The following is a 23,811-nucleotide window of genomic DNA, read 5'->3' as shown; positions in this document are numbered from 1 at the left end:
GGTCAGCCGGGGTGGGCGATGCCGAGAATCGGCGATCGCCCTCTCGCGACTCAGCGGAGCGGGTTGAAGGGACGCAACTCGTCCGGCGTGCGGCCGGTGGTGATGGTCTCGGCCAGCAGCTGACCGGTGACCGGGCCGAGCGTGATGCCCCACATGCCGTGTCCACCGGCGACGAAGACACGCGGTGACGCGGTCGCACCGATCAGCGGCAGGCCGTCCGGCGTGCAGGGCCGAGGGCCGACCCACTCGAAGGTACGGGCGTCCAGGTCGGCGTCGCGCAGCAGCGGACGGGCGGCATCGACGATGGCGTCGATCCGGCGCGGGTCGAGCTTGGCCTCCGGCTTGCGGAACTCCATCATCCCGGCCACGCGCAGCCGGTCGCCCAGCGGCGTACAGGCGATGCGCTGCGCCGGGAAGTACACCGGACCGGCCGGCACGTGAGCGATCGGCACGCTGAAGCTGTAGCCACGCCCCGCCTGCACGACGGTGCGTACGCCGAACTCCCGGGCCAGGTCGTTCAGCCACGCGCCGGTCGCCATCACCACGGCGTCGAACGGGTCGGTCTCACCGTCGCCGGTGATCAGCCGGACGCCGCGGATCTCGTCCACGATGTCCTTCACCACGACGCCGCTGATGATCTGCCCGCCGCGCGCGGTGACCGAGTCGGCCAGCAACTGGACGTACTCGCCCGGGTTGATGAAGCGCTGCCCGTGCAGCCTGATCGCGGCGCCGATCTCGTCGGACAGCGACGGCTCGATCTCGCGGGCGTCGTCACCGGTGATCGCCTCGAACTCGATGCCCTGACCCGCGGCGTGGATCTGCTCGATCTCCTCGAGCAGCACGCTGCGCTCGGCCTCGGTCCGGTACGCGGCCAGGAACGACTTCGCCTCGTACGTCTCCGCCTCGACGCCGGCCTTGCCGAGCAGGTCGAAGGCGTTCAGGGCCTGCCGGTTGATCGGGACCAGCGACTCCATCGCGGTCTTCCAGCGTCCGGCGGTGCTGTTGCGAGCGAAGCGGGTGAGGAACTTGAGGAGCCGCGGGCTCGCCGTCGGCGGAACGTACACCGGTGAGGAGGGGCTCAGCACCGCGCGGACGCCGTACTTCAGGACGGCCGGCTCCGGCAGTGGGGTGGCCAGGCCGGGCGTGAGCCAGCCTGCGTTGCCCCAGGACGCACCCGCGGCGACGCCCTCGCGATCGAGCACGGTGACCTCGACGCCGGCTTCCTGGAGGAACCAGGCGGTGGCGAGTCCGACCATGCCCGCGCCGACGACAGCGACGCGATCGGGAACGATGTGAGTGGAACCAGCAGCGACCATGTATCGATGGTGCGTCGTCAACCATCCGCTGTCATGGTGCGATCACACCACTGACGGGACAAATGACTGTGTGCAGAGCACAATAACCTGATGATCACCGCGCCTGACCTCATCATCGCCGTCGGCCCAGCCCTGTTCGAGGTGGTGGTGACCGGCAAGGGCGACGGAGAGGTCCGGGACGTCTTCCTGGCCGATCCGCAGGAGCCGGCGACCGGTCAGCCCGGTGACCTGGTGCTGGGCCTCGGCCTGCGCGGAGCGGAGGACGCCGTCGAACTGGTCGAGCGGTGCACGGCCGGCAGCGCCTCTGGCGTCGTCGTGCGTACGACGCTCGCCCACGAACCCACCGTGGTCGCGGCAGCCGAGCGCTGGCAGCTCACGCTCGTCGCACTGCAGCCGAGTGTGACCTGGGCGCACGTGGTGTGGCTGCTCCGCGGTGTGATCGACAGGGCGGCTGCGCCCGACTCCCCCGCCGCTGGGGACGCCGGCGTACATCAGGAGCTCTTCGCACTCGCAGACGCCGCCGCAGCGATCGTGGACGCGCCCGTCACCATCGAGGACAACCAGTCGCGCGTGCTGGCGTACTCCTCCGGGCAGGACTTCACCGACCCCACCCGCGTCTCCACCATCGTCGGCCGCCGCGTCCCGGCCGAGGTGATCGCACACTTCCGGGCCCGAGGCATCTTCCGCCGGCTGGCGCGCTCCAGCGAACCGTTCCTGGTGCCCGACGGACCGAACGGCATCCGCCCGCGACTGGTCGTACCCGTGCGAGCTGGTGGGGAGTGGCTGGGGTCGATCTGGGCAGTGGTGGACGGTCCGGTGAGTGAGGAGGTCACCACCGAGCTGAGCAACGCTGCGTCGGTGCTGGCTCTCCATCTGCTGCGGCTGCGTGCCCAGGCCGATGTGGCGCGACGGAGTGCCATCGACCGGCTGCGGACCATCCTCCGGCAGTTCTCCCCCGACAATCCGGTCGACGTACGGCTCCCACCGCAGCCGTGGCGGGTTGTCGCGCTCGGGTCGCCCGACGGGTACGACGTACCGCAGCAGCTCGACCTCTGGGAGTCGACCGGTCGTCGGTACGGGTGGAGCGAGCCGCAGTTGGCCGACCTGGACGGGACGGTGCTCGCTGTTGTCACGGACAACGAGGGTCCGGGGTCGTGGACCTGGCTGAGCAAGCTCGTCACCGAACAGGCGAAGGCCACGCCCGGCACCGTCGCTGCTGCAGGCGGTCCGGCACGTGGTCCGGCCGATCTGCCGAGCTCACGCGCCGAGGCGGTCGAGCTGCTCGGCCTGGTACGTCGGGGACTCGCGCCCGGACCAGCGTTGAGAGTTGAAGAGGCGTGGCATGTGCTGACTGTTCACCGAGCCGTCACCTCGTTGGACACGACCAAGATGGACGGACCGCTCGCCACACTGCTGCGGCACGACATCGAGCACAGCACCGGATTCGTGGAGACGTTGCAGGCCTGGCTCGAGTACCCGGGTCAGCCGCAGCGGGCGGCGCGGCAGCTGCACCTGCACACGAACACCTTGCGGCACCGGATGAAACGGATCGGCGAGATCGCGGAGCTGGATCTCTCGGATCCGCGCGAACGCCTCGCGCTGCAACTGCAGATCGCCGCCGTGCGGACCGAGCACTGAGTTCCCGAACGCACTGAGAGGTTCGCCACAGCCCTGTGTAACAAGGCTTCATATTCTGGCAACGGTTGGGCAACATGCGGCTGGTTGAGTCGTACTCAGCAGCCGGTCCAGCCGTTCACCAGGCGGCTGGAAAGGCCGGGTCCGAGCTTTTCACCAGGAAGCTCGGGCCGTCGTGGGCCCGGCGGTTGTCTGAGCGATCGCCGGGCCTCACATCTTTGCCAGTGCAGGGCACTAGGACAACCGGTTCACGATGTGCGCGTAGACGCCGGGGAGCAGCGCGGCTGCGGGGACGATGCGGGGAGCGAGCAACGATCTGTTCCGGGCCCAGAGCAACGAGCCGGTGAGCAGGCGGCACTCCCAGGAGACCCGTCGCCAGGCAGCCTCGTAGTCTTCGGGTCGGTCCTTGAGAATGCAGTCGACGAGCTCGGCCGAGGTGCGTAGGGCGACCGCGATTCCTTCGCCGGTGAGTGCGTCGACGTACCCGGCGGCGTCGCCCACGAGCAGCACGCGACCGGCGACTCGGCTGCGAACTCGTTGGCGGAGCGGGCCGGCTCCCATGACGGCGTTTGCGGGGCGGGCGCCCTTCAGCCGTCGCTCGAGGGACGGGAAGGCGCTGAGGTGCGAGTCGAAGGTGCCGCGCGCGGAGGTGAGGACGGCGACGCCGACCAGGTCGTTGGCGACCGGTGTCACGTAGGCCTCGCCCAGACGTGACCAGTACACCTCCACGAGATCAGTCCAGGGTGAGACGTGAAAGTGCCGCCGCAGTCCGCGGCGAACATCCCCCGCGGAGGTCGAACCCAGGTCGAGTTGGCGGCGGATGGGTGAGTGGAGGCCGTCGGCGGCGGCTAGGTAGCGGGCGGTGTGGCCGGCGGCGGTGACTGAGGTGGTGTTCTGGGTGATGGTGCCGACGCGGGTCTGGACCACGGGAATGCCCAAATCGGCCATCCGCTTCATCAGAGCCTCGTGAAGCGTCGTACGGCGTACTCCGAGCCCAGGTCCCGCGTGGAAGCGGGCGTCGACCTGATGCTGCCCGTCGAGGTACCGAATGCCGTAGAACGGACGGCCGTCCAACTCGACGCCGAGACGGGACAGATACGACGCAGCGCTGTGGGCGATCCCCTCCCCGCACGCCTTGTCGATCGGCGCGGCACGCGGCTCGACGACAACCACCGACAGACCGGCCAGCGCCGCGCGGATCGCCGTCGCCGCACCCGCGGGACCGCACCCGGCGACGAGGAGATCGATCACTTGACCAAGGCGGAGTTCAGGGCGGCCTCTTCGGAGCGGATCCGGATCGCGAGCAACGGGATGTTGAGCACCGTGAAGACCACCGCGGTCACCCACGCCGTGTGGACCAGCGGCAACGCGATGCCCTCGGCAACCACTGCCACGTAGTTCGGGTGCCGGATCCACCGATACGGGCCGCGGGCAACCAAGCGCAACCCTGGTACGACGATCACCCGCGTGTTCCACTGATGACCGAGCACCGAGATGCACCACCACCGCAGCGCCTGCGACAAAAGCACCACCACGACCATCGTCCACCCCAGCCACGGGATGAACGGCCGGTGCGCGGCCTCCGCCAGGCACCCACCGAGCAGCGCCGTGTGCAGCGCGACCATGTACGGATAGTGCGCGCGCCCGTACTCCACTCCGCCCTGCGCGAAGCTCCACTTCGCGTTCCGCAGCGAGACCACCAGCTCCGCCACCCGCTCGGCGGCGACCAGCAACACGAAGACGACGTAGAAGGTGTCCATCACCACTCCAGCAGGACGAGCTCGGAACAGAATCCCGGCCCCATCGCGAGCAACAGCCCGGGGCCCTGTGGAGAAGGATCCAGCCGCAGCGTGTCACCGAGCACGTGCAGCACCGACGACGACGACAAGTTGCCGACCGCATCGAGCGATTTCCAGGTCAGGTCCAGGGCACCCGGCCGCAGATCGAGCGTCTCGGAGACCGCCTCCAGCACCTTCGGCCCACCCGGATGGCTGACCCAGGTCCCGACGTCCGGCACCGTCAACCCGTGGTCCCCGAGGAAGCCGCGCACATCATCACCGAGGTACTGCCGCACCACCTCCGGCACGTCCGCGCCGAGCACGATCCGGAACCCACCTGAGCCGACGTCCCAGCCCATCACCCGCTCGGAGTCCGGATACAACCGGCTCCGCGTCGCCAGCACGGATGGCCCAGACGCCGCCGGATGCTCGGACCCGGTCAACACCACAGCCGCAGCACCGTCCCCGAACAACGCCCCACCGACGAGGTTCGGCAGCGAAGCGTCTTCTCGCTGCAACGTCAGCGAGCACAACTCAACCGACAGCAGTACGGCGACATGCGTAGGCCAAGCCTTCAAGTAGTCATGCAAACGAGCGATCCCGGCCGCGCCACCCACGCACCCAAGCCCGAATAAGGGCAGCCGCTTCACGTCCTCCCGCAGCCCCAGCCGCAACGCGACCCGCGCATCGATCGACGGCGCCGCCACTCCGGTCACGGTCGTGAACATCAGTACGTCGACGTCGTCCAACGTCAGCCCCGCGTCCTTCACCGCTCCCGCGACTGCCTCCGCGCCCAGATCCACAGCCGCCGCGATCCACGCGTCGTTCGCCTCACCGAAGTCCTTGAGTACGCCGTACTGCTCCAGCGGCAACGCCAGATGCCGGAACGACACTCCCGCGTTCGCGTGCAGCCGTCGCAGCAACGCCGTACCGCGGCCGTCCGGCAGACAGATCGAGGCGAAGGCGTCGGTCAGCTCCGCCTGCGGATAGCGGTACGGCGGCAACGCGGGCCGGACGGCTGCGATCCGCGTCATCGTGGCATCGTTACGTGCGTGAGCGTTCTGCGGACGGTGCGAGGTCTGGCGCTTGCCTGCCATCCCGGTCCGACCATCGCCGTCACCGCGTTCGTCACCGCCGTCGCCTGGTCGGCCGGGCGAAATCCGGCCGGATGTCTCCTCGTCGCCGCAACGATCCTCACCGGCCACCTCTCGATCGGCTGGAGCAATGACGCGATTGATGCCGCCCGCGACACCATTGTTAACCGCCAGGACAAGCCTGTCGTCCGCGGACTGGTGAGTCGGCGGACGCTCGCTGTGGCCGCCGGCATCATGCTGGTCGTCACGATCCCGGTGTCGCTGGCCAACGGCGTCGCGGCCGGCCTGATGCATCTGCTCTTCGTCGCCTGCGCCTGGGCGTACAACCTGGGTCTCAAGTCCACCGTCATCTCCTGGCTCCCGTACGCCGTTGCGTTCGGCGCACTGCCGTCGTTCGTGACGCTCGGCACGGCGGGCACCTGGGCGCCCTGGTGGGCAACAGTCGCGACCGCGCTTCTCGGCGTCGGTGCCCACTTGGCAAACGTCGTACCGGACATGGCGGACGATCTGGCGACCGGAGTCAGGGGCTGGCCGCAACGACTTGGGCGCTACGCGCGACTGCTCGCTCCGCTACCGCTTGCGCTGGCGACCGGGCTGCTCGTGATCGCACCGGCCGGACCTGTCGGGGTGGTCGGGTGGATCGCGCTGGTCGTGGTGGCGGGTCTGCTGGCTGTGATCCTGTTGTGGCGGAACGCGCCGTTCCTGGTCACGATCGCCGTCGCCGCGGTCAGCATCATCACGCTGGTCATCCGCGGCGACGCCCTCACCTAGTTCAGCGAAGACAGGATCTCGATCAGGGCGGTCGTGGCGGGCGGATCCGGCGGATCGCCGTACGTCGCGGCGTAGATCGAGCGGGCGAAGCCGTCGATCGCAGTGGCGTGGATGCCCGGCGCCTGGTGTGCCTGCAGTGCGAGTCCGTTGAGGATGGCAACCCCCATGCCGGCGGACACCACCGCCTGGGAGACGACGGTGTCGTCGCAGGCGAAGGCGATGCGTGGTGAGAAGCCGGCGCGCTCGCAGGCCGTCATCGTGGCGGCCCGGCAGTGCTCGCATCCGCCGACCCAGGCGGAATCACGGTGGTCCTCGAGCCGCTGGTCGGGTTGGTCACTGACGAGGTAGAGGGGATCGTCCAGCAGGTGGGTGAGCCGGAACCCTTCCTCCTCGAACGGCGTGCCGGTGTGCCGGAAGATCAAGGCGACATCGACATGCCCTGCCCGCAGCATCTCCAGCCCATCGGCCGGGTGGGCATCTACAAGGTTCAACTCGATGCCCGGATGGGTTCGGGCCAGTTCGGTGGCTGCCCTCGGCACGAGGGTGCTGAGGACCGTCTGGAAGCCGGCCAGTCGCACCCGTCCGGCCCGAAGTCCGACCCGTGCCTCCAGTTCGACAGACGCGGCGTCCAGTCGCCCCAGGATCTCTGTCGCGCGTTGCGCCAGGAGTTCCCCTTCGGGGGTGAGCCGGATCCCGCGGCCCACTCGCTGGATGAGCTTGGCTCCGGTGGCGGCCTCCAGCCGGCCCAGGTGATGGCTGACCGACGGCTGGGAGTAGTGCAGTTCGTTCGCGGCTCCGGTCACCGATCCGTGACGGGCGACCGCCTCCAGCACCTTGAGGTGGGTGACGTTGAGCATAGATCAAGTTTATCTATGAAAAGCTCGCAATTTTGGCATTCGACGTCATGACGTGGGACCGCCATGATCGATGCAAAGACCGAGCTGATCCGACCAGGCTCGACCGAGAGACGGAAAGGACCCACCCGCCATGTCACTCGCCCGCGTCCACAACTTCTCCATCTCACTCGACGGCTTCGGCACCGGAGCGGATCAAGGCCCCGACGCGCATTTCGGTCATGCCGGGGACCGGCTGCACCAATGGATGTTCGCCACCCAGTGGTGGGAGGCCGGCGGTACCGCGGGCGTCGACGACGTCTTCGTCCAGCGGCACGACCCGGGGATCGGCGCCGAGATCATGGGTGCCGGGAAGTGGGGCCACCCCGGCTGGCACGAGGACCCGGACTGGAAGGGCGCGTGGGGCCCCAACCCGCCGTTTCACACGCCGGTGTTCGTCCTCACCCATCACACCCGCCCGTCGATCGACATGGAGGGCGGTACGACGTTCCACTTCCTCGACACCTCACCCGCCGAGGCGCTCGAGACCGCCCGCAAGGCCGCCGGCGACCAGGACGTACGCATCGGCGGCGGGCCCACCGTGATCCGCGACTTCCTTGCTGCCCGGCTCATCGACCACCTGCACGTCGTCGTGGTCCCGATCCTGCTCGGCCGCGGCGTACGCCTCTGGGACGGGCTGGAGGGCGTCGAGAAGGACTACAAGATCGAGCAGACCTCCTCGCCGAGCGGAGTCACCCACCTGACGTTCACCCGCGCCTGAGCACTAAGCGACGCACTAGGCGGCGTCCGGCTTCAGCGGTGCGTTGCTTCCGAGGATCGCGGCCGTCAGCGCCTCGGCCGGTTCCTTGGAGGCGCGCGGGTTGGTGATCAGGACCAGGTCGATCGACGGCAGCTCCGGTAGCCCCGCGCTCGGCGGCGGCTCGACCAGGTCCGCCGGCATCAGCGACCGCGCGAAGATCGCGAGCCCCAGCCCGGCCCGGACGGCCGCGAGTACGCCGTTCACGCCGCGGACGATGCAGGTGATCCGGCAGGTCCGGCCGGCCTGTTCCAGCGTCTGCACACCGAGGGAGCGGCTCAGGCTGGGCGCCTGGTACGCGACGAGTGGCACCGGGCCGTCCGGCGCGATCCGGGTCCCCGCGATCCCGGCCCAGACCAGCGGATCGCGGCGTACCAGGCGTCCGTTCGGCTCGTAGCCACCGCCGGCGCCGTGCTTGACGTAGGCCAGGTCGAGGTGTCCGGACTCGACCCGGCGGAGCAGATTGGGGCTCTGGGCCACGGTCAGCTCGAGGTCGATCCGCGGGTAGAGCTGGCGGAAGTCACGCAGGATCTTCGGCAGCGGGGTCAGCGCCAGATCGTCGGTGACCCCGAACCGCAGCCGGCCGCGCAGCTCCGAGCCGGTGAAGTACCCGGCCGCCTCCTCGTGCGCGGCGAGGATGGTCCGGGCGAACCCGGCCATCGCCTCGCCGTCCGCGGTGAGAGTGACCGTCCGCGTGTCGCGCAGGAACAGTGGTCGCCCAACCGCCGCCTCGAGTTTGCGGACATGTTGACTCACGGTCGGCTGCCGGATACCCAGCCTCTCCGCGGCCTGCGTGAAGCTGAGCGACTGCGCCACCGCCAGGAATGTGCGGAGCTGGTCCGGGTCGTACATCGAGAGACCTCCCATTACGTGACGCTATAAGACTAATAGGAGTAATTCGCTGTCGAAATCCAGTACCGAACCCTGAGGATAGACATGTCCTCCCCTGACCAGTCCACGTCGCTTAGGAACACTCTTGACCACCCGGGCCACCGGTACTGTCCCTTCCGTCCCCGACTTCCACACCCACCGCACCACCTCGAAGCCCGCCTCCGGCGAGATCCCGGCCACGCAGCGCCGGCCCGGATTCCGGGACACCTTCAGCGCTCTGCAGGTCCGCAACTTCCGCCTCCTGGTCAGCGGACTGCTGGTCAGCTCGACCGGCGGCTGGATCCAGCGCATCGCCCAGGACTGGCTGGTCCTCACGCTGACCGGCAGCGCCACCGCCGTCGGCATCACCACCGCTCTGCAGTTCCTCCCCACCCTCCTGTTCGGCCTGTACGGCGGTGTGATCGCCGACCGTTTCCCGAAGCGGAAGGTCCTGCTCGTCACCCAGGCGACGATGGGCAGCCTGGCCGGCATCCTGGCCGTGCTGGCGTTCACCGGCCAGGTGCACGTCTGGCAGGTCTACATGATGGCGTTCATCCTCGGCCTGGCCACCGCGGTCGACAATCCGACCCGGCAGTCGTTCGTCACCGAACTGGTCGGCAAGGACCGGGTCCGCAACGCGATCAGCATGGTGTCGTCGACGTTCCAGCTGGGCAGCCTGATCGGCCCGGCGCTCGGCGGCATCCTGCTCGGCACCCTCGGCACCGGCTGGTCCTTCGCACTCAACGCGGTGACGTTCTTCGGCTCGATCTCCGCGCTGCTCCGGATGCGGGAGTCCGAGATGCCCGGCCTGGTCGCAGCCCGGCGGGCGAGCGCCGGTCTGCGGATGCGGGACGGCCTGCGCGACGGCGTCCGGTACGCGCTCCAGGAGCCGGCGGTCCGGTGGGCGATCGCATTGGTCGGTGTCTACGGCATGTTCACGATCAGCCTGCCGGTGACGCTGACCGCCTTCGCCGACCGGGTCTTCCACACCGGCGCGACCGGGTACGGCGTACTGAACTCCGTCGTCGCCGCGGGAGCGCTGTGCGGAGCGCTGCTGTCCGCCCGCCGGATCCGGACTCCGCGACTGCGGAACCTGGTCGGCATCGCGTCGATCCTGGCCATCACCGAGATGGTCGCCTCGATCCAGCCGTCGCTGTGGACCTTCATCCCGCTGCTGTCGGCGATGGGCATGGCGACGCTGATGTTCCTCACGGCGGCGCAGTCGATGGTCCAACTGACCACTCCGGACGGTCTGCGCGGGCGCGTGTCCGGGATCTACAACCTGGTGTTCATCGGGGGCGGCGCGATCGGCGGACCGACGGTCGGCTTCATCGCCCAACACTGGGGCGCCCGCAACGGCCTGCTGCTGGCCGGTCTGGTGCCGGCCATCGCGACGATCGCGATCGGTCTCCGGCTGCGCCGCGACGGCGGGTTCCGCCTGGTCGTGGTGCGGACCCGCTCGCCCTGGCACCAGCGCCCGATCCGGGTCAACCTCGAGCAGGCGCCGATCCAGCTGTCCCGGCCGACGGTTCACCCGGCGGCGGAGCGTCCGTCGCGCCCGTTCGTCTTCAGCCGGCGCGAGCACGCGCGCACCGATCCACACAGCCGGCCGCTGCGTCCGCGCCGGCGTCCGCAGCACCACTAGTCGACCGGGACAGGGCCGGGAAGCTGCCTCCCGGCCCTGTCCCGGATCGTGGTAAATCCGGTCCACGCCACCGGCCGGCTGCGACGATGACACCTCGTCTAGGCCAGGAGGGGTGTGTCGTGGGATTCGTACTGGATGGCCCGGTGCTCGAAGGAGAGCGCGTCCGGCTGGAGCCGCTCTCCCCTGGGCATGCGGAGGCGCTTGGCGCGGCGGGTGATGAGGACCGCGCGTCGTACGCCTTCACTTGGGTGCCGACGGCAACAGAAGCGGCCGGCTACATCGACGCGCAACTCGAGCGTGCGGCCACCGGCAAGCTGGCGCCGTACGCGCAGATCGCCGTCGAGACCGGCCGCGTCGTGGGCGCCACGTCGTTCTGGGATCCGCGGCTGTGGCCGGACGGCGAGCGGCTGCGGGCCATCGAGGTCGGCTTCACCTGGCTGGCGGGTTCGGCGCAGGGCACCGGGATCAACACCGAGGCGAAGTACCTGCTGTTCAGGCACGCCTTCGAGGTCTGGGACGTCACGCGCGTCGACCTGAAGACGGACGCACGCAACGCGCGGAGCCGCGCGGCGATCGAGTCCGTCGGCGCACATTTCGAGGGGGTACTGCGGAACTGGTCGCCGTCCTGGGCTCCGGGCGAGGACGGCCGCCTCCGGGATTCGGCGATGTTCTCCATCACCGACGGCGAATGGCCGGCCGCCCGTGAACACCTGGAGAAACGCCTCACACACAGTCATCGGCGATGAATACTTGACGATGTAAATTAATCGACCCTAGGCTCGGCCGCGTCCGCTCTCTCCCCGGTCATCCGGAGGACCACCGTGCTGAATCTCAGACGTCGTACCGCCGCTGCCGTGCTCGCCGCCGTCGCCCTGGTGTCGACGGCCGCCGCGACCGCCCCGGCCGATGCGGTCCAGGGCTCTGCTGTCCCGACCGCCGTTCAGGCCAAGAAACCCGTCCCCGCGAAGTACCCGCAGGTCGCGGCCAAGCCCTACCTGGGCTGGAGCAGTTGGAGCCTGCAGTCCACCAACTACCCGGGCGTGAACCCCGACGGTCCCGGCAGCTTCATCAATGAGAAGAACATCCTCACCCAGGCGCATGCACTGGCAACCAAGCTCAAGCCGTACGGCTACGAGTACATCAACGTCGACGCGGGCTGGCAGCTCGGCGGCGACGAGTACGGCCGCCCGATCGCGAACGCGCAGCGGTTCCCGCGCGGCATGAAGGCGGTCGGCGACGACATCCACAAGCTCGGGCTGAAGTTCGGCATCTACACCGTGGTCGGCCTCGGCTTCGACGTCTACCGCGACGGCAACACGCCGATCTACAACGCACCCGGCTGCTTCACCCGCGACATCGTGTACCCGGACCTGCGCACCACGAACGGCTGGGACCAGGCGTACAAGATCAACTACGCGAGCCCCTGCGCGCAGAAGTATGCCGACTCGATCGCGAACCTGTTCGCCGACTGGGGTGTCGACTTCATCAAGATGGACGGCGTCGGCCCGGGCTCGTGGAAGGGCGCGCCGGACGACCCGAACCACAACAACACCGAGGACATCGAGGCCTGGTGGCGCGCCGTGCAGAACGCCGGCCGCCCGATGATGTACACGCTGTCGTGGTCGCTCAGCCACCGGTACGCCGATGTCTGGAAGCAGAACTCGAACGGCTGGCGGATCGACACCGACGTGGAGTGCTACTGCGACACGATCGTCCGCTGGGACAGCTCGGTGAAGGCACGCTGGTGGGATCTGCCACAGTGGATCGACGACGCCGGACCAGGTCACTGGAACAACCTGGACGCGATCAACGTCGGCGTCGGCGAGATGGACGGCCTCAGTGACGCCGAGCGGCAGAGCTACATGACGTTCTGGGCGATCAACGCCGCACCGCTGTTCGTCGGTGACGACATGACCAAGCTGGACGCGTACGGCCTGAAGCTGCTGACCAACCGCGAGGTCATCGCGATCAACCAGTCCGGCAACCCGGCCCGCCCGCTGAACCAGGACCAGCTGCAGCAGACCTGGTACGCCAAGAACGCCGACGGCAGCGTCACCGTCGCCCTCTTCAACCTCGCCGACACCCCGGCGACTGTGACCGGGAACTTCGACCAGCTCGGCCTCACCGGCCAGGCGACCGTCCGCGACATCTGGGCGAACCAGAACACCCGGAACGTCTCCGGTCAGGTCAGCGCAGCACTGCCGGCGCACGGCTCGAAGCTGTACAAGATCACGCCGGAGAAGACGGACTCGCCGAGCAAGCCGGCCGACCTCACCGCGACCGACGTGAGCCGTACGACGGTCAGCCTCAACTGGCGGCCGAGCACCGGCGCCTCGTCGTACAAGGTGTACGCCGACGGCAAGCAGGTGGCGACCAGCGCGACCACGAGTGCCGTGGTGACCGGGCTGCTCCCGCAGACGCAGTACGCCTTCACGGTGAAGGGTATGTCGGGCGGCCGTACGTCGGATGCGAGCGCACCGGTCACGATGTTCACCTCGAAGTCGGGTGGGCCAGTCCGGTACGAAGCCGAGGCGTCGACGAGCACGCTGACCGGGAACGCAGGCATCTCCGGCTGCAACCTGTGCTCGGGCGGCTCGAAGATCGGCAACATCGGGTACGACGCCACCGTGACGCTGCACAACATCACCGTCCCGACCACCGGCACCTACCTGGTGAAGGTCGCCTACACCGACGGCGACACCAGCCGGCAGAGCATGCTCACCGTCAACGACGCCGACTCCTACTGGGTCAACTACCACGGCCTCGGCGACAACGACTGGGGTACGCCGCAGGTGACGTACCTCCCGATGAAGCTGACCGCCGGAGCCAACTCGATCAAGGTCAGCAACCCGAACGGCTACATCGCCGACATCGACTGGATCACTGTCTGACCACCGTCTGATCCACCTCACCGCGGGGCCGGCCTTCCCTCGGGTCGGCCCCGCGACCTTTACTGGAGTCATGAACGACTACCCGGCTGCCCTCGTCCCACCCGGTCACACCGTTCCGGCCCCGCGGCGGATCCGCGCGACGCTCGACGGACGCGTCGTTCTCGACACCCAGGACGGGATCTACCTGTGGGAGTTCCCGCCGTACCCGCAGTACTACATCCCGGTCGCCGACGTGGCGGACGGCGTACTGACTGACACCGGTGAGACGAAGGAGTTCGAGCACGGCGTCGCGCGCGTGCACACGGCCGGGTCGGGCAAGGCGTGGGTGTACGACGACGGGATCGCGAAGGACCGGGTCCGGTTCCAGTGGGACGCGCTGGACAGCTGGTTCGAGGAGGACGAGGAGGTCTTCGTCCACCCGCGCAACCCGTACGCCCGGTGCGACGCGATCCGCTCCGGCCGCGAGGTGAAGGTCGAGTACGACGGCAAGGTGCTGGCCGAGTCGCGATCGACGGTGATCGTGTTCGAGACCGGTCTGCCGCCGCGCTACTACTTCCCGCGGACCGAGGTGAACTTCGAGCACCTCACCGCCAGCGAGACCCGGACCGCGTGCCCGTACAAGGGCCGCACCACGGGCTACTGGTCGATCGGCGGTCGCGACCTGGCCTGGTCCTACGACTTCCCCACCGCGGCGCTGCTCCCGGTCGCCGGACTCGTTGCCTTCTTCAACGAACACGTCGACCTGACACTGGACGGCGCACCGCAGGAACGCCCGATCACCCCCTTCTCGAACTGACCTCGTCCACCAGTTGGTGGAAGTGCGGGCACTCGGTGAAGTCGGGTGCCTCGCAGGTCAGCGCGTGCCCGATCAGCCGCTTGGACTCCTGTGCCTGCCGGATCTGCTCGTCCAGCCGGGCGTTCTGCTCGGTCAGCACCGCGCGTCGCTCCGATCCGCCAGGCGCCTCGAACATTCGCCGGATCTGCTCCAGACTCAGCCCGCCGGCCTTGGCGCGCTGGATCATCACCACCCGCGCCACGTGCGACTCGTCGTACTGCCGCCGCCCACCGATCCGCGCCGCCGGAGTAAGCAGGCCGACCTCCTCCCAGTGCCGCAGGACATGGGGCGCGAGCCCGAAGCGGGCGGCCAGATCGCCGATCCTCATCCGTCGAATCTAGCCCGGCCTGGCGTTGCCTCAGGCATTAGATGGTGGAGGTGACGCCGCCGTCCATCGGGATGATCGCGCCGGTGACGTAGCTGGCGGCGGGCGACGCGAGGAAGACCGCGACCCGAGCGACCTCCTCGGGTTCGCCGATCCGGCCGAGTGGGGTGTCGGCGACCATCTCACCGAGCAGCTCCTCCTTCGACCGGCCGGTCGAGCGGACCGCCGCCTCCAGGCCCTCGTCAACGCGACCGGTGCGGGTCGTGCCCGGGTTGATCACGTTCACCCGGACGCCCTGTCCGGCGTACGCCTTGGCGTAGCCGACGGACGCCAGCATCAGCGCCGCGTTGGCCGCGCCGCCGCCGATATGCAGCGGGTTCGCCTGCCGGCCGCCTTGGCCGACCACGTTCACGACCGCACCGCTGCCGCGCTCGGCCATGCCGCGGATGACTGCATCGGTCGCGTGCATATACGTGAAGTACTTCGCCTCCATCGCCGCATGCAGCGCCTTGCTGTCCAACTCATCGACCGGCGTACGGCGGGCCGCGCCCGCGCAGTTGATCAGGATGTCCGGTACGCCGATGCGCTCGAACGCAGCCTTGGTCGCGTCCGGATCGGTGAGGTCGACCGCTTCCACGGCGTACGTCAGGCCCTTGGCGGCGAGCTCCTCCTGGGCCTTCGCCAGGTTGGCGGGATCACGGGAGATCCCGGTCACCGTGACGCCCTCCCACGCGAGTGCTTCCGCACACGCTAGCCCGATTCCCTTGCTCGCACCGGTGACCACTGCGGTCTTGCCGGACAATTGCAGATCCACGTGTCTCCTAGCTTTCGGCGTCGTACTCGTCGCGGGCGGCGGCGATCTCGTCCATGTGGTCGTAGGCCCAGGTCCGCATCGTCGCGACGGCCGCGGCCAGGCTCAGCCCGAGCGGAGTCAGCGTATAGGTCACAGTCACCGGCACCGTGGCGACGACCGTCCGCTGGACGATGCCGTCACGCTCCAGGTGGCGCAGGGTCTGGGTGAGCATCTTCTGTGTGACGCCCTCGATCAGCAGCTTGAGCTGGCCGGACCGCAGTGTGCCGTGCTTCTCCAGCGTGCTGATCACCAGCATCGTCCAGGTATCGCCGATCCGGCCCAGCACCTGACGTGTTGGGCAGGCGCCTTTCGTGGCGTCCCACTTGCCTCTGACCTGGTCGGTATCCATGAGGTGCCTAGAGCAGTAATTAGTGCTGTCTTCCGCCCGCCACGAACGGTTCGCAGCGTCGCAGTCGAGTCTAAGCACGAGAGGCGACGCAGATGAGAGCAGTACTACCTGTCGGACCCGGCAAGGTCGTGGTGGCCGAGGTCGACGAGGTCGAACCCGGTCGCGGCGAGGTCGTGATCGAGGTCGCGGCGTACTCCCTGAACCGCGGCGAGACCTTCCAACTGGAGAACCCGCGGGACGGCTGGCGCCCCGGCAAGGACGTCGCCGGCCGAGTGATCCGGACGATTCCGGGCGGTCCGTCCGTCGGCACCCGAGTGGTGGCGCACGTGCCACACTCCGGGTGGGCTGAGCGTATCGTCGAGGCCGTCGCCGCCGGCGACCTGGCGACCGTCCGCGCGAGCTTCGCACCCGGCGTGGTCTGGACCTACCCGGGCGACCTGCCGCTGTCCGGTGAGTGGAAGGGTCGCGAGACGGTGGTCGACGAGTTCCTCGGCGCGGTGGCGGGCAAGCTGTTCGCGCCCGAAGCGCCGGTGACCATCACGCTGACGAACACACTCGCCGACGGCGACCAGGTCTTCGCCGAGTGGACCGCGCAGGCGACCGCCCGATCAGGCGAGGCCTACTTGAACAGATGCGGCGCGGTCTTCACCGTCCGGGACGGTGCGATCGTCGCCGTTCGCGAGTACCTCGACACCGACCACGCGCGCCGGGTGCTGTTCCCGAAGACATCGATGCCCTGAGCAATCGTCATCTTTCCGCACGTCGGGGCCGTCGGCAACGAACTCGCAATTTGTCTCTGTTCCGGGCTTGAACAGGCCAGTACTATGGGTAACCAGATCGACACTCTTTGTTTCGACGCCTGATGCCCAGAGCAAGTTGCCCAGAGCACCGACGCCGGAGGACCCGTGCCGACCATGTCAACCTCCCATCCCCCGCCGGCTTCCGGTCCTGTGCCTGAGCGCACGACCTGGAGGTCAGTCCTTCACCATGACCTACCGGCCTCGCTGGTGGTCTTCCTCATCGCGATACCGCTCTCCCTGGGGATCGCCGCCGCGTCCGGTGCCCCACTGATCGCAGGCCTGGTGGCCGCCGTCGTCGGTGGCGTGGTCGCCGGCGCGCTCGGCGGATCACCGTTGCAGGTCAGCGGTCCGGCCGCGGGCCTGACCGTCGTCGTCGCGGGTCTGGTCGGCCAGTTCGGCTGGGCCGCGACCGCCGGGATCACCTGCGCCGCCGGGCTGCTGCAGATCCTGCTGGGCATCACCCGGGTCGGGCGACTCGCGCTTTCCCTGTCCCCCGCCGTCGTCCACGGCATGCTCGCGGGCATCGGCGTCACGATCGCCGTCCAGCAGTTGCACGTCGTGCTCGGTGGCAAGGCGCAGAGCTCCCTGATCGCCAATCTGGCGGCGCTTCCCGCGCAGCTCGTTGCCCATCACCCCCATTCGGTGCTGGTCGGCGTACTGACCGTCGCGATCCTCCTCACCTGGCCCAGACTGCCCAAGGTAAAGGCGATTCCGGCGCCTCTGGTGGCCGTCGTCGCAGTCACTGCGTTGGCTGCGGCGTTCCTGACCGACGTCACCCGCGTCGATCTGCCGGAGCAGCCGCTGAAGGAGCTGGTCCTGCCCGCGGTGCCCGACGGCACTCCGATCGAGATCATCACGGCGGTGCTGACCGTTGCCCTCGTCGCCAGTGTCGAGTCGCTGCTGTCGGCAGTTGCCGTGGACAAGCTTCATCGAGGCAAGCGCAGCAACCTCGACCGCGAGTTGATCGGTCAAGGCGCCGCGAACGCGGTGTCCGGCGCACTCGGTGGCATGCCAGTGACCGGCGTGATCGTACGCAGCTCGACCAACGTCGCGGCCGGTGCGCGCAGCCGTGCGTCCGCGATCCTGCACGGTGTCTGGATTGCGGCGTTCGTACTCGCAGCCGGTGCGATGCTCGAGCTGATCCCGATGGCCGCCCTGGCCGGTGTCCTGCTGGTCACCGGATTGCGCCTGGTCCAGCTCGCTCACATCCGCACCTTGCGCAAACATGACGAGCTCCTCGTGTACGTCGTGACCGCGGCGGGCGTCGCCGTATTCGGACTGGCCGACGGCGTACTCCTGGGTCTGGCACTGGCGATTGTGCGAGTGCTCTACCGACTGGCCCGGGCGACTGTCACCACGATCGAGGAGGACGGGCTGTGGACGATCCGGATCCGCGGCACGCTGGTGTTCCTCGGAGTCTCATCCCTGGTCCGCACGCTCCGGTCGATCCCGGAAGGTGCGCGGGTTCGGGTCGATCTCGACGTTCATCATCTCGACCACGCGGCGTACGAGGCGATCGAGGACTGGCGGCGCGGGCACCTCGCGCGCGGTGGTTCGGTCGAGCTGAACCGGGTGGCGTTCCGGGCCGCGATGCGTTCGGATCCAGCCCGGCGATTGTTGCCGTGGCACCCCCAGGTGATCGCCGAGCCGGACCAACGGGTCTCGATGCTGGACGGCATTCGTGAGTTCGAGGCGTCGGCCGACCCGATCCGGCCGATGCTGGCGAAGCTCGCGGCCGACGGGCAGCGCCCGGGGCAGCTGTTCATCACCTGCGCGGACTCGCGGATCGTGCCGAACCTGATCACGACCACCGGCCCCGGCGACCAGTTCTGCGTCAGGAATGTCGGCAATCTCGTCCCACCCAAGGGCTCGAACAGCAGCTCGGTCGACGCCGCCATCGAGTACGCCGTCGACGTACTCGGGGTGAAGTCGATCGTCGTCTGCGGTCACTCGCACTGCGGTGCCGCCGCGGCCGCGCTGGAGGCGAACGCACCGGCCGGCACCGGTCTGCAGAACTGGCTGCGCCACCTCGAACCGTCGCTACGACGGGCGGTCGGGCTGCCGGACATCGTCGACCCGGCCACCGGGGTGAAGTTGTCTCCGGCGGACAAGCTGTCCGTAGCGAACGTCGGCGTACAGCTCGCGAACTTGCGCAGCTTCGCCTGTGTACGGAAGGCCGAGGACGAAGGACGGCTGGAGTTGATCGGGCTGTGGTTCGACCTCCGTGCGGCCGCGGCCCGGCTCGTCCTCGATCGCGAGCCCTACCTGGTCCGGGCCGACGAGGAGCTCGCCACCGCGGGCTCGTCGTTCAAACGCTGAGCAAGCTCACCGACGTCGGCGGGGATGCGCACCCGCCGACTGTCGAAGATCAGCAGCAGCGGCACGGCCAACGCGATCGCGATCAACCCGTCGAGCCAGTAGTGATTGGCGGTCACCACGACGACCGTGAACGTGAGGATCGGATGCGCGATCCACAACCACCGCCAGCGTGACCGCGTCGCCCGGATCAGGAAGACGGCGACCATGAACGCCCAACCGACATGCAGACTCGGCATCGCCGCGAACTGGTTCGCCACCCCGGAATCCGTGCTCGGTCCGTAGACCGACTGTCCGAGCAGTACGCCGGTGTCCACCCAGCCAGGCATCATCCGCGGCGGCGCGAGCGGGAAGAACATGTGGCCGATCAACGCCAGCCCGGTCAGCGAGGCGAGCGCCCAGCGCGCCTTCCCGTACTCGGCCGGCCGCCGGATCATCAGCCACAACAGAACAATCGCGGTCAGCGGGAAGTGCACGCTCGCGTAGAACGCGTTGGCCACGTCGGCCAGACCGTCGATCCGCAACGCGTGCTGTTGCACCACGGCCTCACTCGGCAGGCCGAGCCAGGCCTCCCAGCGGATCAACTCGTCGGCATGCCGGAAGGCCGATCCCGTGTGGTTCGCCGACAGGAACCGTCCGAGGTTGTACACCCCGAACAGCACGGCCAGCAGGGCGACCTCGCGCACGATCCGCCAGATCCCGGCGTGCGGCTTCACCGCGACCGGCAGCGACCGGCGCTCCACCCGTTCCAGAGTCAGTTGCGCCACGTCGACCCCCACCTCAAACCGAACGCTCGTTCTCTGAGATTCCAGCCTGCGTCGATGGCCGCCCGAAAATCAAGAACGGTCATTCGTTTTCGACTGTGATCCCGGCCGCACTGGCCGTCCTTCACCACCGTTCCAAATTATCGTAAGCTGCTTATAGTTGCGAAGAATATGAACCAACTCACATCGGTGTGAGAAATCCGCTAGACCGCCTGCGCCGGCCGGGAGACGCTGCGGGCATGGTGACGGTCTTCATCCGCTGGACCTGGCTGCGGGCCGTGCTGCACAACGGCTGGTGGCTGGTCACGAGCGTCTACCTGGTCGTGGACGCCGGCCTCTCCCCGGCCCAGCTCGTGCTGATCGGCTCGGCGCAGAGTGGGTTCGCCCTGGTCTGCGAGGTGCCGGCCGGCGTGGTCGCCGACACCATCAGCCGCAAGTGGTCGCTGGTGATCTCGCAGGTCCTGATGGGTACGGCGATGCTCACCACTGGGCTCGTCGACTCGTTCCCCGCGCTCCTCACGACCCAGGTGCTCTGGGGCATCTCGTGGACGTTCGCGAGTGGATCGGACGTCGCCTGGATCACCGACGAACTCGACCAGCCGGACCGGATCACCGCCGTACTCGCTCGCGCCGCTCGCGCACAGCTGACCGGCGCCGCGACCGGCCTGATCGCGCTGGGCCTGCTCGCCTGGGTGACCCGCCGCGATCTGACCATCGTCATCGCCGGCGCTGCGATGGTCTCGCTGGCGCTCTATGTCGCGCTGAGGTTCACCGAGCACCACTTCGTCCCGGTCCGGACCGCCCGCTGGTCGGCGTCCTGGACCATCTTCCGCCGCGGCGTCACTCTCGTACGGCGCAGTCGCGCGATCCGCCTGATCTTCGCGGCAACCTTCCTCGTGAACGGCGCCTGGTCGGTCGGACGGCTGTTCCAGATCCAGTTGATCGACCTCGGCCTACCTATCGACCCGGATCCGACCATCTGGTTCACCGGCCTCGGCGTTGCCGGGTTGCTCGTCGGCGCGTTCACACTGCGCCTGGCCGGCCATCGCATCGACGGCGCCCACGCCCGCAACGACTACGCCCTCGCAGCCACAGCCGGCGTACTCGGCACGCTCCTGCTCGCGTTCGCCCGTGATCCGGTCGTCGGCGCGATCGCCGTCGTACTGATCACCGGCATCGTCAAACCGCTGACCCAGGTGATCGGCACCGTCTGGGTCAACGCCCGAACCACCGCCGACATCCGCGCCACCACCCACTCATTCCTTGCCCAACTCAAATACCTCGGCGAAATAACCTGCGGCCTGGCCATAGCGACCATCGCCCGCCTCACCACCCTCCCCCTGGCCCTCACCGCCTGCGCCTTCCTCTTCGCCGCAACCGCCGTACTCATGCATCAGCCGAGCAAGGACGAGGCCGCTGTGTAGGTGTTGCAGGCGCCTGGGCCCGCCGCCGTGAATCCGGTGAGGCTCCAGTGCCTGCGGTGTTCGCCACTGCCGTGGTCGTTCGCGGGATCGCTGAGGGTGGAGTAGAGGTCGGCCCAGACCTCGAGCCATTCGTCGTCGATCGGGATCGTCGCACGGTCGGCGCCGAGATAGGCGCCACTGAAGCAGTCCGCTTGGAGCTCGACGCGCCGGTCTTCCTGCAGCTGGACATCGACACCGTTGAGCTTCTCGCCCAGACGGTAGTGGGCGATCAGGATCCCGGTCAGCGCCTGGACATGGTGGCCGTACTCATGCGCGATCAGGAAGGCCATCCAGGCACGGTTGACGTCGGGGTCCTCGGCCGTGATGTCGTACTCGGCGTCGATGTAGATCGTGCCGCCGCAGTAGTAGGCCTCTGTGTCCGCGAAGTTGCAGGGCGAGGACGGGGACTGACCGAGGACGACGACGAGCTTCGGCGGGGTGAAGGTGAAGCCTGCCGTGCGGATCGCCGGCGCCCAGGCTGCATTGAGGCAAGCGACGAACTGCGTGTAGTACGTCCGCACGTTCGTCAGAGAGGTGGGCTCAACCTGGGGCTCCGCACACCGAGGAGATGTGAGCTTGACGCGGTAGATCGGGTTCGAAGCCAGCGCCGCGGGTTCGGACGGCGCGGCGAGCGGCGCAGTCGACTCGGTCGACGGCACCGTGCTCGCGAGTCCGGAGCGGAGCTTCGCGACCTCATCGGCGGCCTGGGACTCGGCGGTCTGCTGCCTGGCGCAGCCGGCGAGGAGTAAGACGAGGGCCGCGCACAGCGCGACCGCACCCCGGGTGTTCACCGGGTGACTGTAGACCAACTGATCCTGGCCTGCGTCGGGTCGGCATCAACCTGCAACAGTCCGTTGGTCGGGAGGGCGTCGTACGGCGGTTTGTCGACGACGACGACCGGGGTGGTGAGGTCGTAGAGTTCGTGGGCTATCAGGGCGCCTAGGGCGATGATTGTGTCGGGGCGGGCGAGGATGATGGCGGCGGGGGCGTTGTGGGCTCGGATCTGTTCGGCCAGGACGCTGGAGGCGGAGCTCGAGCCGCGGCCGGACTCCATCACCAGGACGCGGCCGGCCAGTACGACGCCGCACTGGGGATGGTGTGCGTCGATGATGCGGCCGTTCTCGTCGGTCCCGCCCCAGAAGGACAGGGGTGCGGTCAGGCGGACCACCTCGCCGGACGCCGTGCCGGGGTTGAGTGTGCGGCCCGTGATCATGCGTCCTCGAGGATCACGCGACCGGTGCGGGCCGACGCGACGCACTCTTCCAACGAGCCGAGGACAGCGGACACGTTGATGTTGCCCGGCGCGTAATGCGCCCACTTCCCCGAGTTCGTCATCACGTTCTTCCACTCCGGCGACAGGATCGCCGTCACGTAGGTGCAGGTGTCCACGACGACCGTGACTCCGGCGGCCTCGAGCGTCCGCAGTACGCCGCTCTCCTCGGCCAGCGCCCGGGTCGCACGACCGGTCGACAGATAGAACGGGATCTTCAACGGAGGCCCATCGGTCAGCAACTCAGCGAGACGAGCGCACTCGGCGTACGACGCGTGCGGTGTACCGACGCTGACCGCATCGAGTTCACCCGACGCGAAGGTCGACAACGCTCGCCGCGTCTCCCGCATCGTGTCGAGCTCGACCTCGCGCACCGGCAGCTCCATGGCCTCAGCGAGAGTCGGAGCCTCCGGCGTCACCCCGACCGCATGGAACAGCGCGACTCCCCCAGCCGACGCGGCAGCAGCACCGAACGCCTTCAGCTCGTCCTCGCCCGCAGACGCCGGAATCCCCACCAGCACAGGGATCTCGCCGCCGACCATCGACCCGACATGATGCCCGAGCAACGGATATGCCAACTCCGACAGCAAGAACCGATCGCCCAATGGACGACAGTCGAACGTCACGGTCCCCCGCCGCGCCTCGGTCGTCTGCAGTCCGGAGTACGGCGCCCGTCCGGTGATCGCAGCACAGATGTCGAGGAAGTCGCCGTACCGATCGGTCCGTGCGCCGAGGACGGAGTTGGCGAACACGATCGCGTTCGACTCTGCCCACGCGACGTGCTCACCGAGGCCCGGCCGATTCGGCAACTGGTACGGCGCACACGTGAACGTCGGCGTGCACCCGAGGGCGACGTACGCCGACATGAGCTCGCGACCGGACGCCGCGAGGTCGCGGTCACGGACCAACTCCGGATGAATGAGGTCCATCGAGCCGACATTCAGCGTGGTCGGGACGCGCACCTTTGCACCGAGATCGACCAGGCGGTGAGCGAAGTCGAGGCTGACCTGGCCGTGGTACAGGCACGAGTCGACGTGCGCAGACGTGATCTCGACCAGCCGCGGCGCGCCCTCGATCCGGGCCAGGCTGACGATCACGCGCATCGCGAGTGCGACGCCGTCACCGTCCTGACCGCCGAGCACTCCTTCTTCCTCGGCGGTCAGGCGCAGCGTCTGCATGCCTCGAA

At 68.5% G+C, this 23,811-nt stretch carries 23 protein-coding genes; 10 read left to right on the top strand and 13 right to left on the bottom strand.

Annotated features, from left to right (window positions below; genetic code table 11):
* Nucleotides 1-50 precede the first annotated feature (50 nt).
* Nucleotides 51-1,316 (bottom strand): NAD(P)/FAD-dependent oxidoreductase, encoded by a 1,266-nt coding sequence (locus tag E0H73_RS02040; protein WP_131350382.1) that lies wholly within the window; start codon nucleotides 1,314-1,316, stop codon nucleotides 51-53.
* Nucleotides 1,317-1,406: 90 nt separating this feature from the next.
* On the opposite strand from E0H73_RS02040, the gene E0H73_RS02035 reads away from it, so the two are divergent.
* Nucleotides 1,407-2,954, top strand: a complete 1,548-nt coding sequence (locus E0H73_RS02035; protein WP_131350380.1) for a helix-turn-helix domain-containing protein — start codon at nucleotides 1,407-1,409, stop codon at nucleotides 2,952-2,954.
* Nucleotides 2,955-3,185: 231 nt separating this feature from the next.
* Here E0H73_RS02035 and E0H73_RS02030 read toward each other — a convergent pair whose 3' ends face one another.
* From E0H73_RS02030 to E0H73_RS02020, 3 genes are read right to left on the bottom strand one after another with little or no spacing between them, the layout of a single operon-like run.
* On the bottom strand, nucleotides 3,186-4,202 hold the full coding sequence (locus tag E0H73_RS02030) for an NAD(P)/FAD-dependent oxidoreductase (RefSeq protein ID WP_131350378.1): 1,017 nt from the start codon (nucleotides 4,200-4,202) through the stop codon (nucleotides 3,186-3,188).
* On the bottom strand, nucleotides 4,199-4,711 hold the full coding sequence (locus tag E0H73_RS02025) for an isoprenylcysteine carboxyl methyltransferase family protein (RefSeq protein WP_131350376.1): 513 nt from the start codon (nucleotides 4,709-4,711) through the stop codon (nucleotides 4,199-4,201). Before E0H73_RS02025 ends, E0H73_RS02030 begins: the two co-directional genes overlap by 4 nt.
* Nucleotides 4,711-5,763 (bottom strand): type III polyketide synthase, encoded by a 1,053-nt coding sequence (locus tag E0H73_RS02020; RefSeq protein WP_131350374.1) that lies wholly within the window; start codon nucleotides 5,761-5,763, stop codon nucleotides 4,711-4,713. The genes E0H73_RS02025 and E0H73_RS02020 overlap by 1 nt, the downstream gene beginning before the upstream one ends.
* Before the next feature lie 18 nt (nucleotides 5,764-5,781).
* Here E0H73_RS02020 and E0H73_RS02015 point away from each other — a divergent pair, with 18 nt between their 5' ends.
* Nucleotides 5,782-6,594 (top strand): UbiA family prenyltransferase, encoded by an 813-nt coding sequence (locus E0H73_RS02015; RefSeq protein ID WP_238163758.1) that lies wholly within the window; start codon nucleotides 5,782-5,784, stop codon nucleotides 6,592-6,594.
* On the opposite strand, the gene E0H73_RS02010 is transcribed toward E0H73_RS02015, so the two are convergent.
* On the bottom strand, nucleotides 6,591-7,451 hold the full coding sequence (locus E0H73_RS02010; protein WP_131350372.1) for a LysR family transcriptional regulator: 861 nt from the start codon (nucleotides 7,449-7,451) through the stop codon (nucleotides 6,591-6,593). The genes E0H73_RS02015 and E0H73_RS02010 overlap by 4 nt on opposite strands.
* A 130-nt stretch (nucleotides 7,452-7,581) precedes the next feature.
* Between E0H73_RS02010 and E0H73_RS02005 the strand changes: the two genes are divergently transcribed.
* On the top strand, nucleotides 7,582-8,208 hold the full coding sequence (locus E0H73_RS02005; RefSeq protein WP_131350370.1) for a dihydrofolate reductase family protein: 627 nt from the start codon (nucleotides 7,582-7,584) through the stop codon (nucleotides 8,206-8,208).
* A gap of 15 nt (nucleotides 8,209-8,223) precedes the next feature.
* Here the strand turns inward: E0H73_RS02005 and E0H73_RS02000 are convergent, their stop codons facing one another.
* Nucleotides 8,224-9,111 (bottom strand): LysR substrate-binding domain-containing protein, encoded by an 888-nt coding sequence (locus tag E0H73_RS02000; RefSeq protein WP_202867168.1) that lies wholly within the window; start codon nucleotides 9,109-9,111, stop codon nucleotides 8,224-8,226.
* A 109-nt stretch (nucleotides 9,112-9,220) separates the two neighbouring features.
* Between E0H73_RS02000 and E0H73_RS01995 the strand changes: the two genes are divergently transcribed.
* The 4 genes from E0H73_RS01995 to E0H73_RS01980 all read left to right on the top strand — a co-directional run bounded on the left by E0H73_RS01995 (nucleotide 9,221) and on the right by E0H73_RS01980 (nucleotide 14,446).
* Entirely contained in the window at nucleotides 9,221-10,759 is a 1,539-nt protein-coding gene (locus E0H73_RS01995; protein WP_131350368.1) for an MFS transporter, read from the top strand.
* 119 nt (nucleotides 10,760-10,878) lie between these two features.
* Nucleotides 10,879-11,505, top strand: coding sequence for a GNAT family N-acetyltransferase (locus tag E0H73_RS01990; RefSeq protein WP_131350366.1), 627 nt, complete (start codon nucleotides 10,879-10,881; stop codon nucleotides 11,503-11,505).
* Nucleotides 11,506-11,580: 75 nt separating this feature from the next.
* A complete protein-coding gene (locus tag E0H73_RS01985; RefSeq protein WP_238163757.1) occupies nucleotides 11,581-13,650 on the top strand; it encodes a fibronectin type III domain-containing protein in 2,070 nt (689 codons plus the stop codon).
* Nucleotides 13,651-13,720: 70 nt separating this feature from the next.
* Nucleotides 13,721-14,446: a DUF427 domain-containing protein gene (locus tag E0H73_RS01980; RefSeq protein ID WP_131350362.1), complete on the top strand. Its 726-nt coding sequence runs from the start codon at nucleotides 13,721-13,723 to the stop codon at nucleotides 14,444-14,446.
* On the opposite strand, the gene E0H73_RS01975 is transcribed toward E0H73_RS01980, so the two are convergent.
* Genes E0H73_RS01975 through E0H73_RS01965 form a run of 3 tightly spaced genes read right to left on the bottom strand, consistent with a single transcriptional unit; the run spans nucleotide 14,427 to nucleotide 16,012 of the window.
* The gene (locus E0H73_RS01975; RefSeq protein WP_131350360.1) at nucleotides 14,427-14,813 is read right to left on the bottom strand and encodes a MerR family transcriptional regulator; all 387 of its coding nucleotides are present in this window, start codon (nucleotides 14,811-14,813) and stop codon (nucleotides 14,427-14,429) included. The genes E0H73_RS01980 and E0H73_RS01975 overlap by 20 nt on opposite strands.
* 37 nt (nucleotides 14,814-14,850) lie before the next feature.
* Nucleotides 14,851-15,624 (bottom strand): SDR family NAD(P)-dependent oxidoreductase, encoded by a 774-nt coding sequence (locus tag E0H73_RS01970; RefSeq protein WP_131350358.1) that lies wholly within the window; start codon nucleotides 15,622-15,624, stop codon nucleotides 14,851-14,853.
* A 7-nt stretch (nucleotides 15,625-15,631) separates the two neighbouring features.
* Complete coding sequence (locus E0H73_RS01965; protein WP_131350356.1) at nucleotides 15,632-16,012, bottom strand: winged helix-turn-helix transcriptional regulator; 381 nt, start codon at nucleotides 16,010-16,012, stop codon at nucleotides 15,632-15,634.
* 92 nt (nucleotides 16,013-16,104) lie between these two features.
* Here E0H73_RS01965 and E0H73_RS01960 point away from each other — a divergent pair, with 92 nt between their 5' ends.
* Complete coding sequence (locus E0H73_RS01960; protein ID WP_131350354.1) at nucleotides 16,105-16,752, top strand: nuclear transport factor 2 family protein; 648 nt, start codon at nucleotides 16,105-16,107, stop codon at nucleotides 16,750-16,752.
* A 174-nt stretch (nucleotides 16,753-16,926) separates the two neighbouring features.
* Nucleotides 16,927-19,131, top strand: coding sequence for a bifunctional SulP family inorganic anion transporter/carbonic anhydrase (locus tag E0H73_RS01955; protein ID WP_131350352.1), 2,205 nt, complete (start codon nucleotides 16,927-16,929; stop codon nucleotides 19,129-19,131).
* Here the strand turns inward: E0H73_RS01955 and E0H73_RS01950 are convergent.
* Nucleotides 19,074-19,895, bottom strand: coding sequence for a phosphatase PAP2 family protein (locus E0H73_RS01950; protein ID WP_238163755.1), 822 nt, complete (start codon nucleotides 19,893-19,895; stop codon nucleotides 19,074-19,076). The genes E0H73_RS01955 and E0H73_RS01950 overlap by 58 nt on opposite strands.
* Nucleotides 19,896-20,131: 236 nt before the next feature.
* Between E0H73_RS01950 and E0H73_RS01945 the strand changes: the two genes are divergently transcribed.
* Nucleotides 20,132-21,316 carry an MFS transporter gene (locus E0H73_RS01945; protein WP_131350350.1) on the top strand — a complete coding sequence of 395 codons (1,185 nt, stop codon included), beginning with the start codon at nucleotides 20,132-20,134 and terminating at the stop codon, nucleotides 21,314-21,316.
* On the opposite strand, the gene E0H73_RS01940 is transcribed toward E0H73_RS01945, so the two are convergent.
* From E0H73_RS01940 to E0H73_RS01930, 3 genes are read right to left on the bottom strand one after another with little or no spacing between them, the layout of a single operon-like run.
* On the bottom strand, nucleotides 21,286-22,146 hold the full coding sequence (locus E0H73_RS01940; protein WP_165555460.1) for a neutral zinc metallopeptidase: 861 nt from the start codon (nucleotides 22,144-22,146) through the stop codon (nucleotides 21,286-21,288). The two genes, E0H73_RS01945 and E0H73_RS01940, sit on opposite strands and share 31 nt — an antisense overlap.
* Nucleotides 22,143-22,568 (bottom strand): aconitase X swivel domain-containing protein, encoded by a 426-nt coding sequence (locus E0H73_RS01935; protein ID WP_131350346.1) that lies wholly within the window; start codon nucleotides 22,566-22,568, stop codon nucleotides 22,143-22,145. Before E0H73_RS01935 ends, E0H73_RS01940 begins: the two co-directional genes overlap by 4 nt.
* Complete coding sequence (locus tag E0H73_RS01930) at nucleotides 22,565-23,803, bottom strand: aconitase X (RefSeq protein ID WP_131350344.1); 1,239 nt, start codon at nucleotides 23,801-23,803, stop codon at nucleotides 22,565-22,567. Before E0H73_RS01930 ends, E0H73_RS01935 begins: the two co-directional genes overlap by 4 nt.
* Nucleotides 23,804-23,811 lie beyond the last annotated feature (8 nt).

The sequence above is a fragment of the Kribbella pittospori genome, assembly GCF_004331465.1.
Lineage (GTDB): Bacteria > Actinomycetota > Actinomycetes > Propionibacteriales > Kribbellaceae > Kribbella > Kribbella pittospori.
The sequence above is the reverse complement of the archived record's forward strand: the minus strand, read 5'-3'. Positions and strand labels throughout refer to the sequence as shown.

What these genes read in the sequence shown, in the direction of transcription:
- E0H73_RS02040 (WP_131350382.1), bottom strand. Translation starts at nt 1,316, where the DNA reads ATGGTCGCTGCTGGTTCCACTCACATCGTTCCCGATCGCGTCGCTGTC.
- E0H73_RS02035 (WP_131350380.1), top strand. Translation starts at nt 1,407, where the DNA reads ATGATCACCGCGCCTGACCTCATCATCGCCGTCGGCCCAGCCCTGTTC.
- E0H73_RS02025 (WP_131350376.1), bottom strand. Translation starts at nt 4,711, where the DNA reads ATGGACACCTTCTACGTCGTCTTCGTGTTGCTGGTCGCCGCCGAGCGG.
- E0H73_RS02020 (WP_131350374.1), bottom strand. Translation starts at nt 5,763, where the DNA reads ATGACGCGGATCGCAGCCGTCCGGCCCGCGTTGCCGCCGTACCGCTAT.
- E0H73_RS02010 (WP_131350372.1), bottom strand. Translation starts at nt 7,451, where the DNA reads ATGCTCAACGTCACCCACCTCAAGGTGCTGGAGGCGGTCGCCCGTCAC.
- E0H73_RS02005 (WP_131350370.1), top strand. Translation starts at nt 7,582, where the DNA reads ATGTCACTCGCCCGCGTCCACAACTTCTCCATCTCACTCGACGGCTTC.
- E0H73_RS02000 (WP_202867168.1), bottom strand. Translation starts at nt 9,111, where the DNA reads ATGGGAGGTCTCTCGATGTACGACCCGGACCAGCTCCGCACATTCCTG.
- E0H73_RS01980 (WP_131350362.1), top strand. Translation starts at nt 13,721, where the DNA reads ATGAACGACTACCCGGCTGCCCTCGTCCCACCCGGTCACACCGTTCCG.
- E0H73_RS01975 (WP_131350360.1), bottom strand. Translation starts at nt 14,813, where the DNA reads ATGAGGATCGGCGATCTGGCCGCCCGCTTCGGGCTCGCGCCCCATGTC.
- E0H73_RS01965 (WP_131350356.1), bottom strand. Translation starts at nt 16,012, where the DNA reads ATGGATACCGACCAGGTCAGAGGCAAGTGGGACGCCACGAAAGGCGCC.
- E0H73_RS01960 (WP_131350354.1), top strand. Translation starts at nt 16,105, where the DNA reads ATGAGAGCAGTACTACCTGTCGGACCCGGCAAGGTCGTGGTGGCCGAG.
- E0H73_RS01955 (WP_131350352.1), top strand. Translation starts at nt 16,927, where the DNA reads ATGTCAACCTCCCATCCCCCGCCGGCTTCCGGTCCTGTGCCTGAGCGC.
- E0H73_RS01945 (WP_131350350.1), top strand. Translation starts at nt 20,132, where the DNA reads ATGGTGACGGTCTTCATCCGCTGGACCTGGCTGCGGGCCGTGCTGCAC.
- E0H73_RS01935 (WP_131350346.1), bottom strand. Translation starts at nt 22,568, where the DNA reads ATGATCACGGGCCGCACACTCAACCCCGGCACGGCGTCCGGCGAGGTG.
- E0H73_RS01930 (WP_131350344.1), bottom strand. Translation starts at nt 23,803, where the DNA reads ATGCAGACGCTGCGCCTGACCGCCGAGGAAGAAGGAGTGCTCGGCGGT.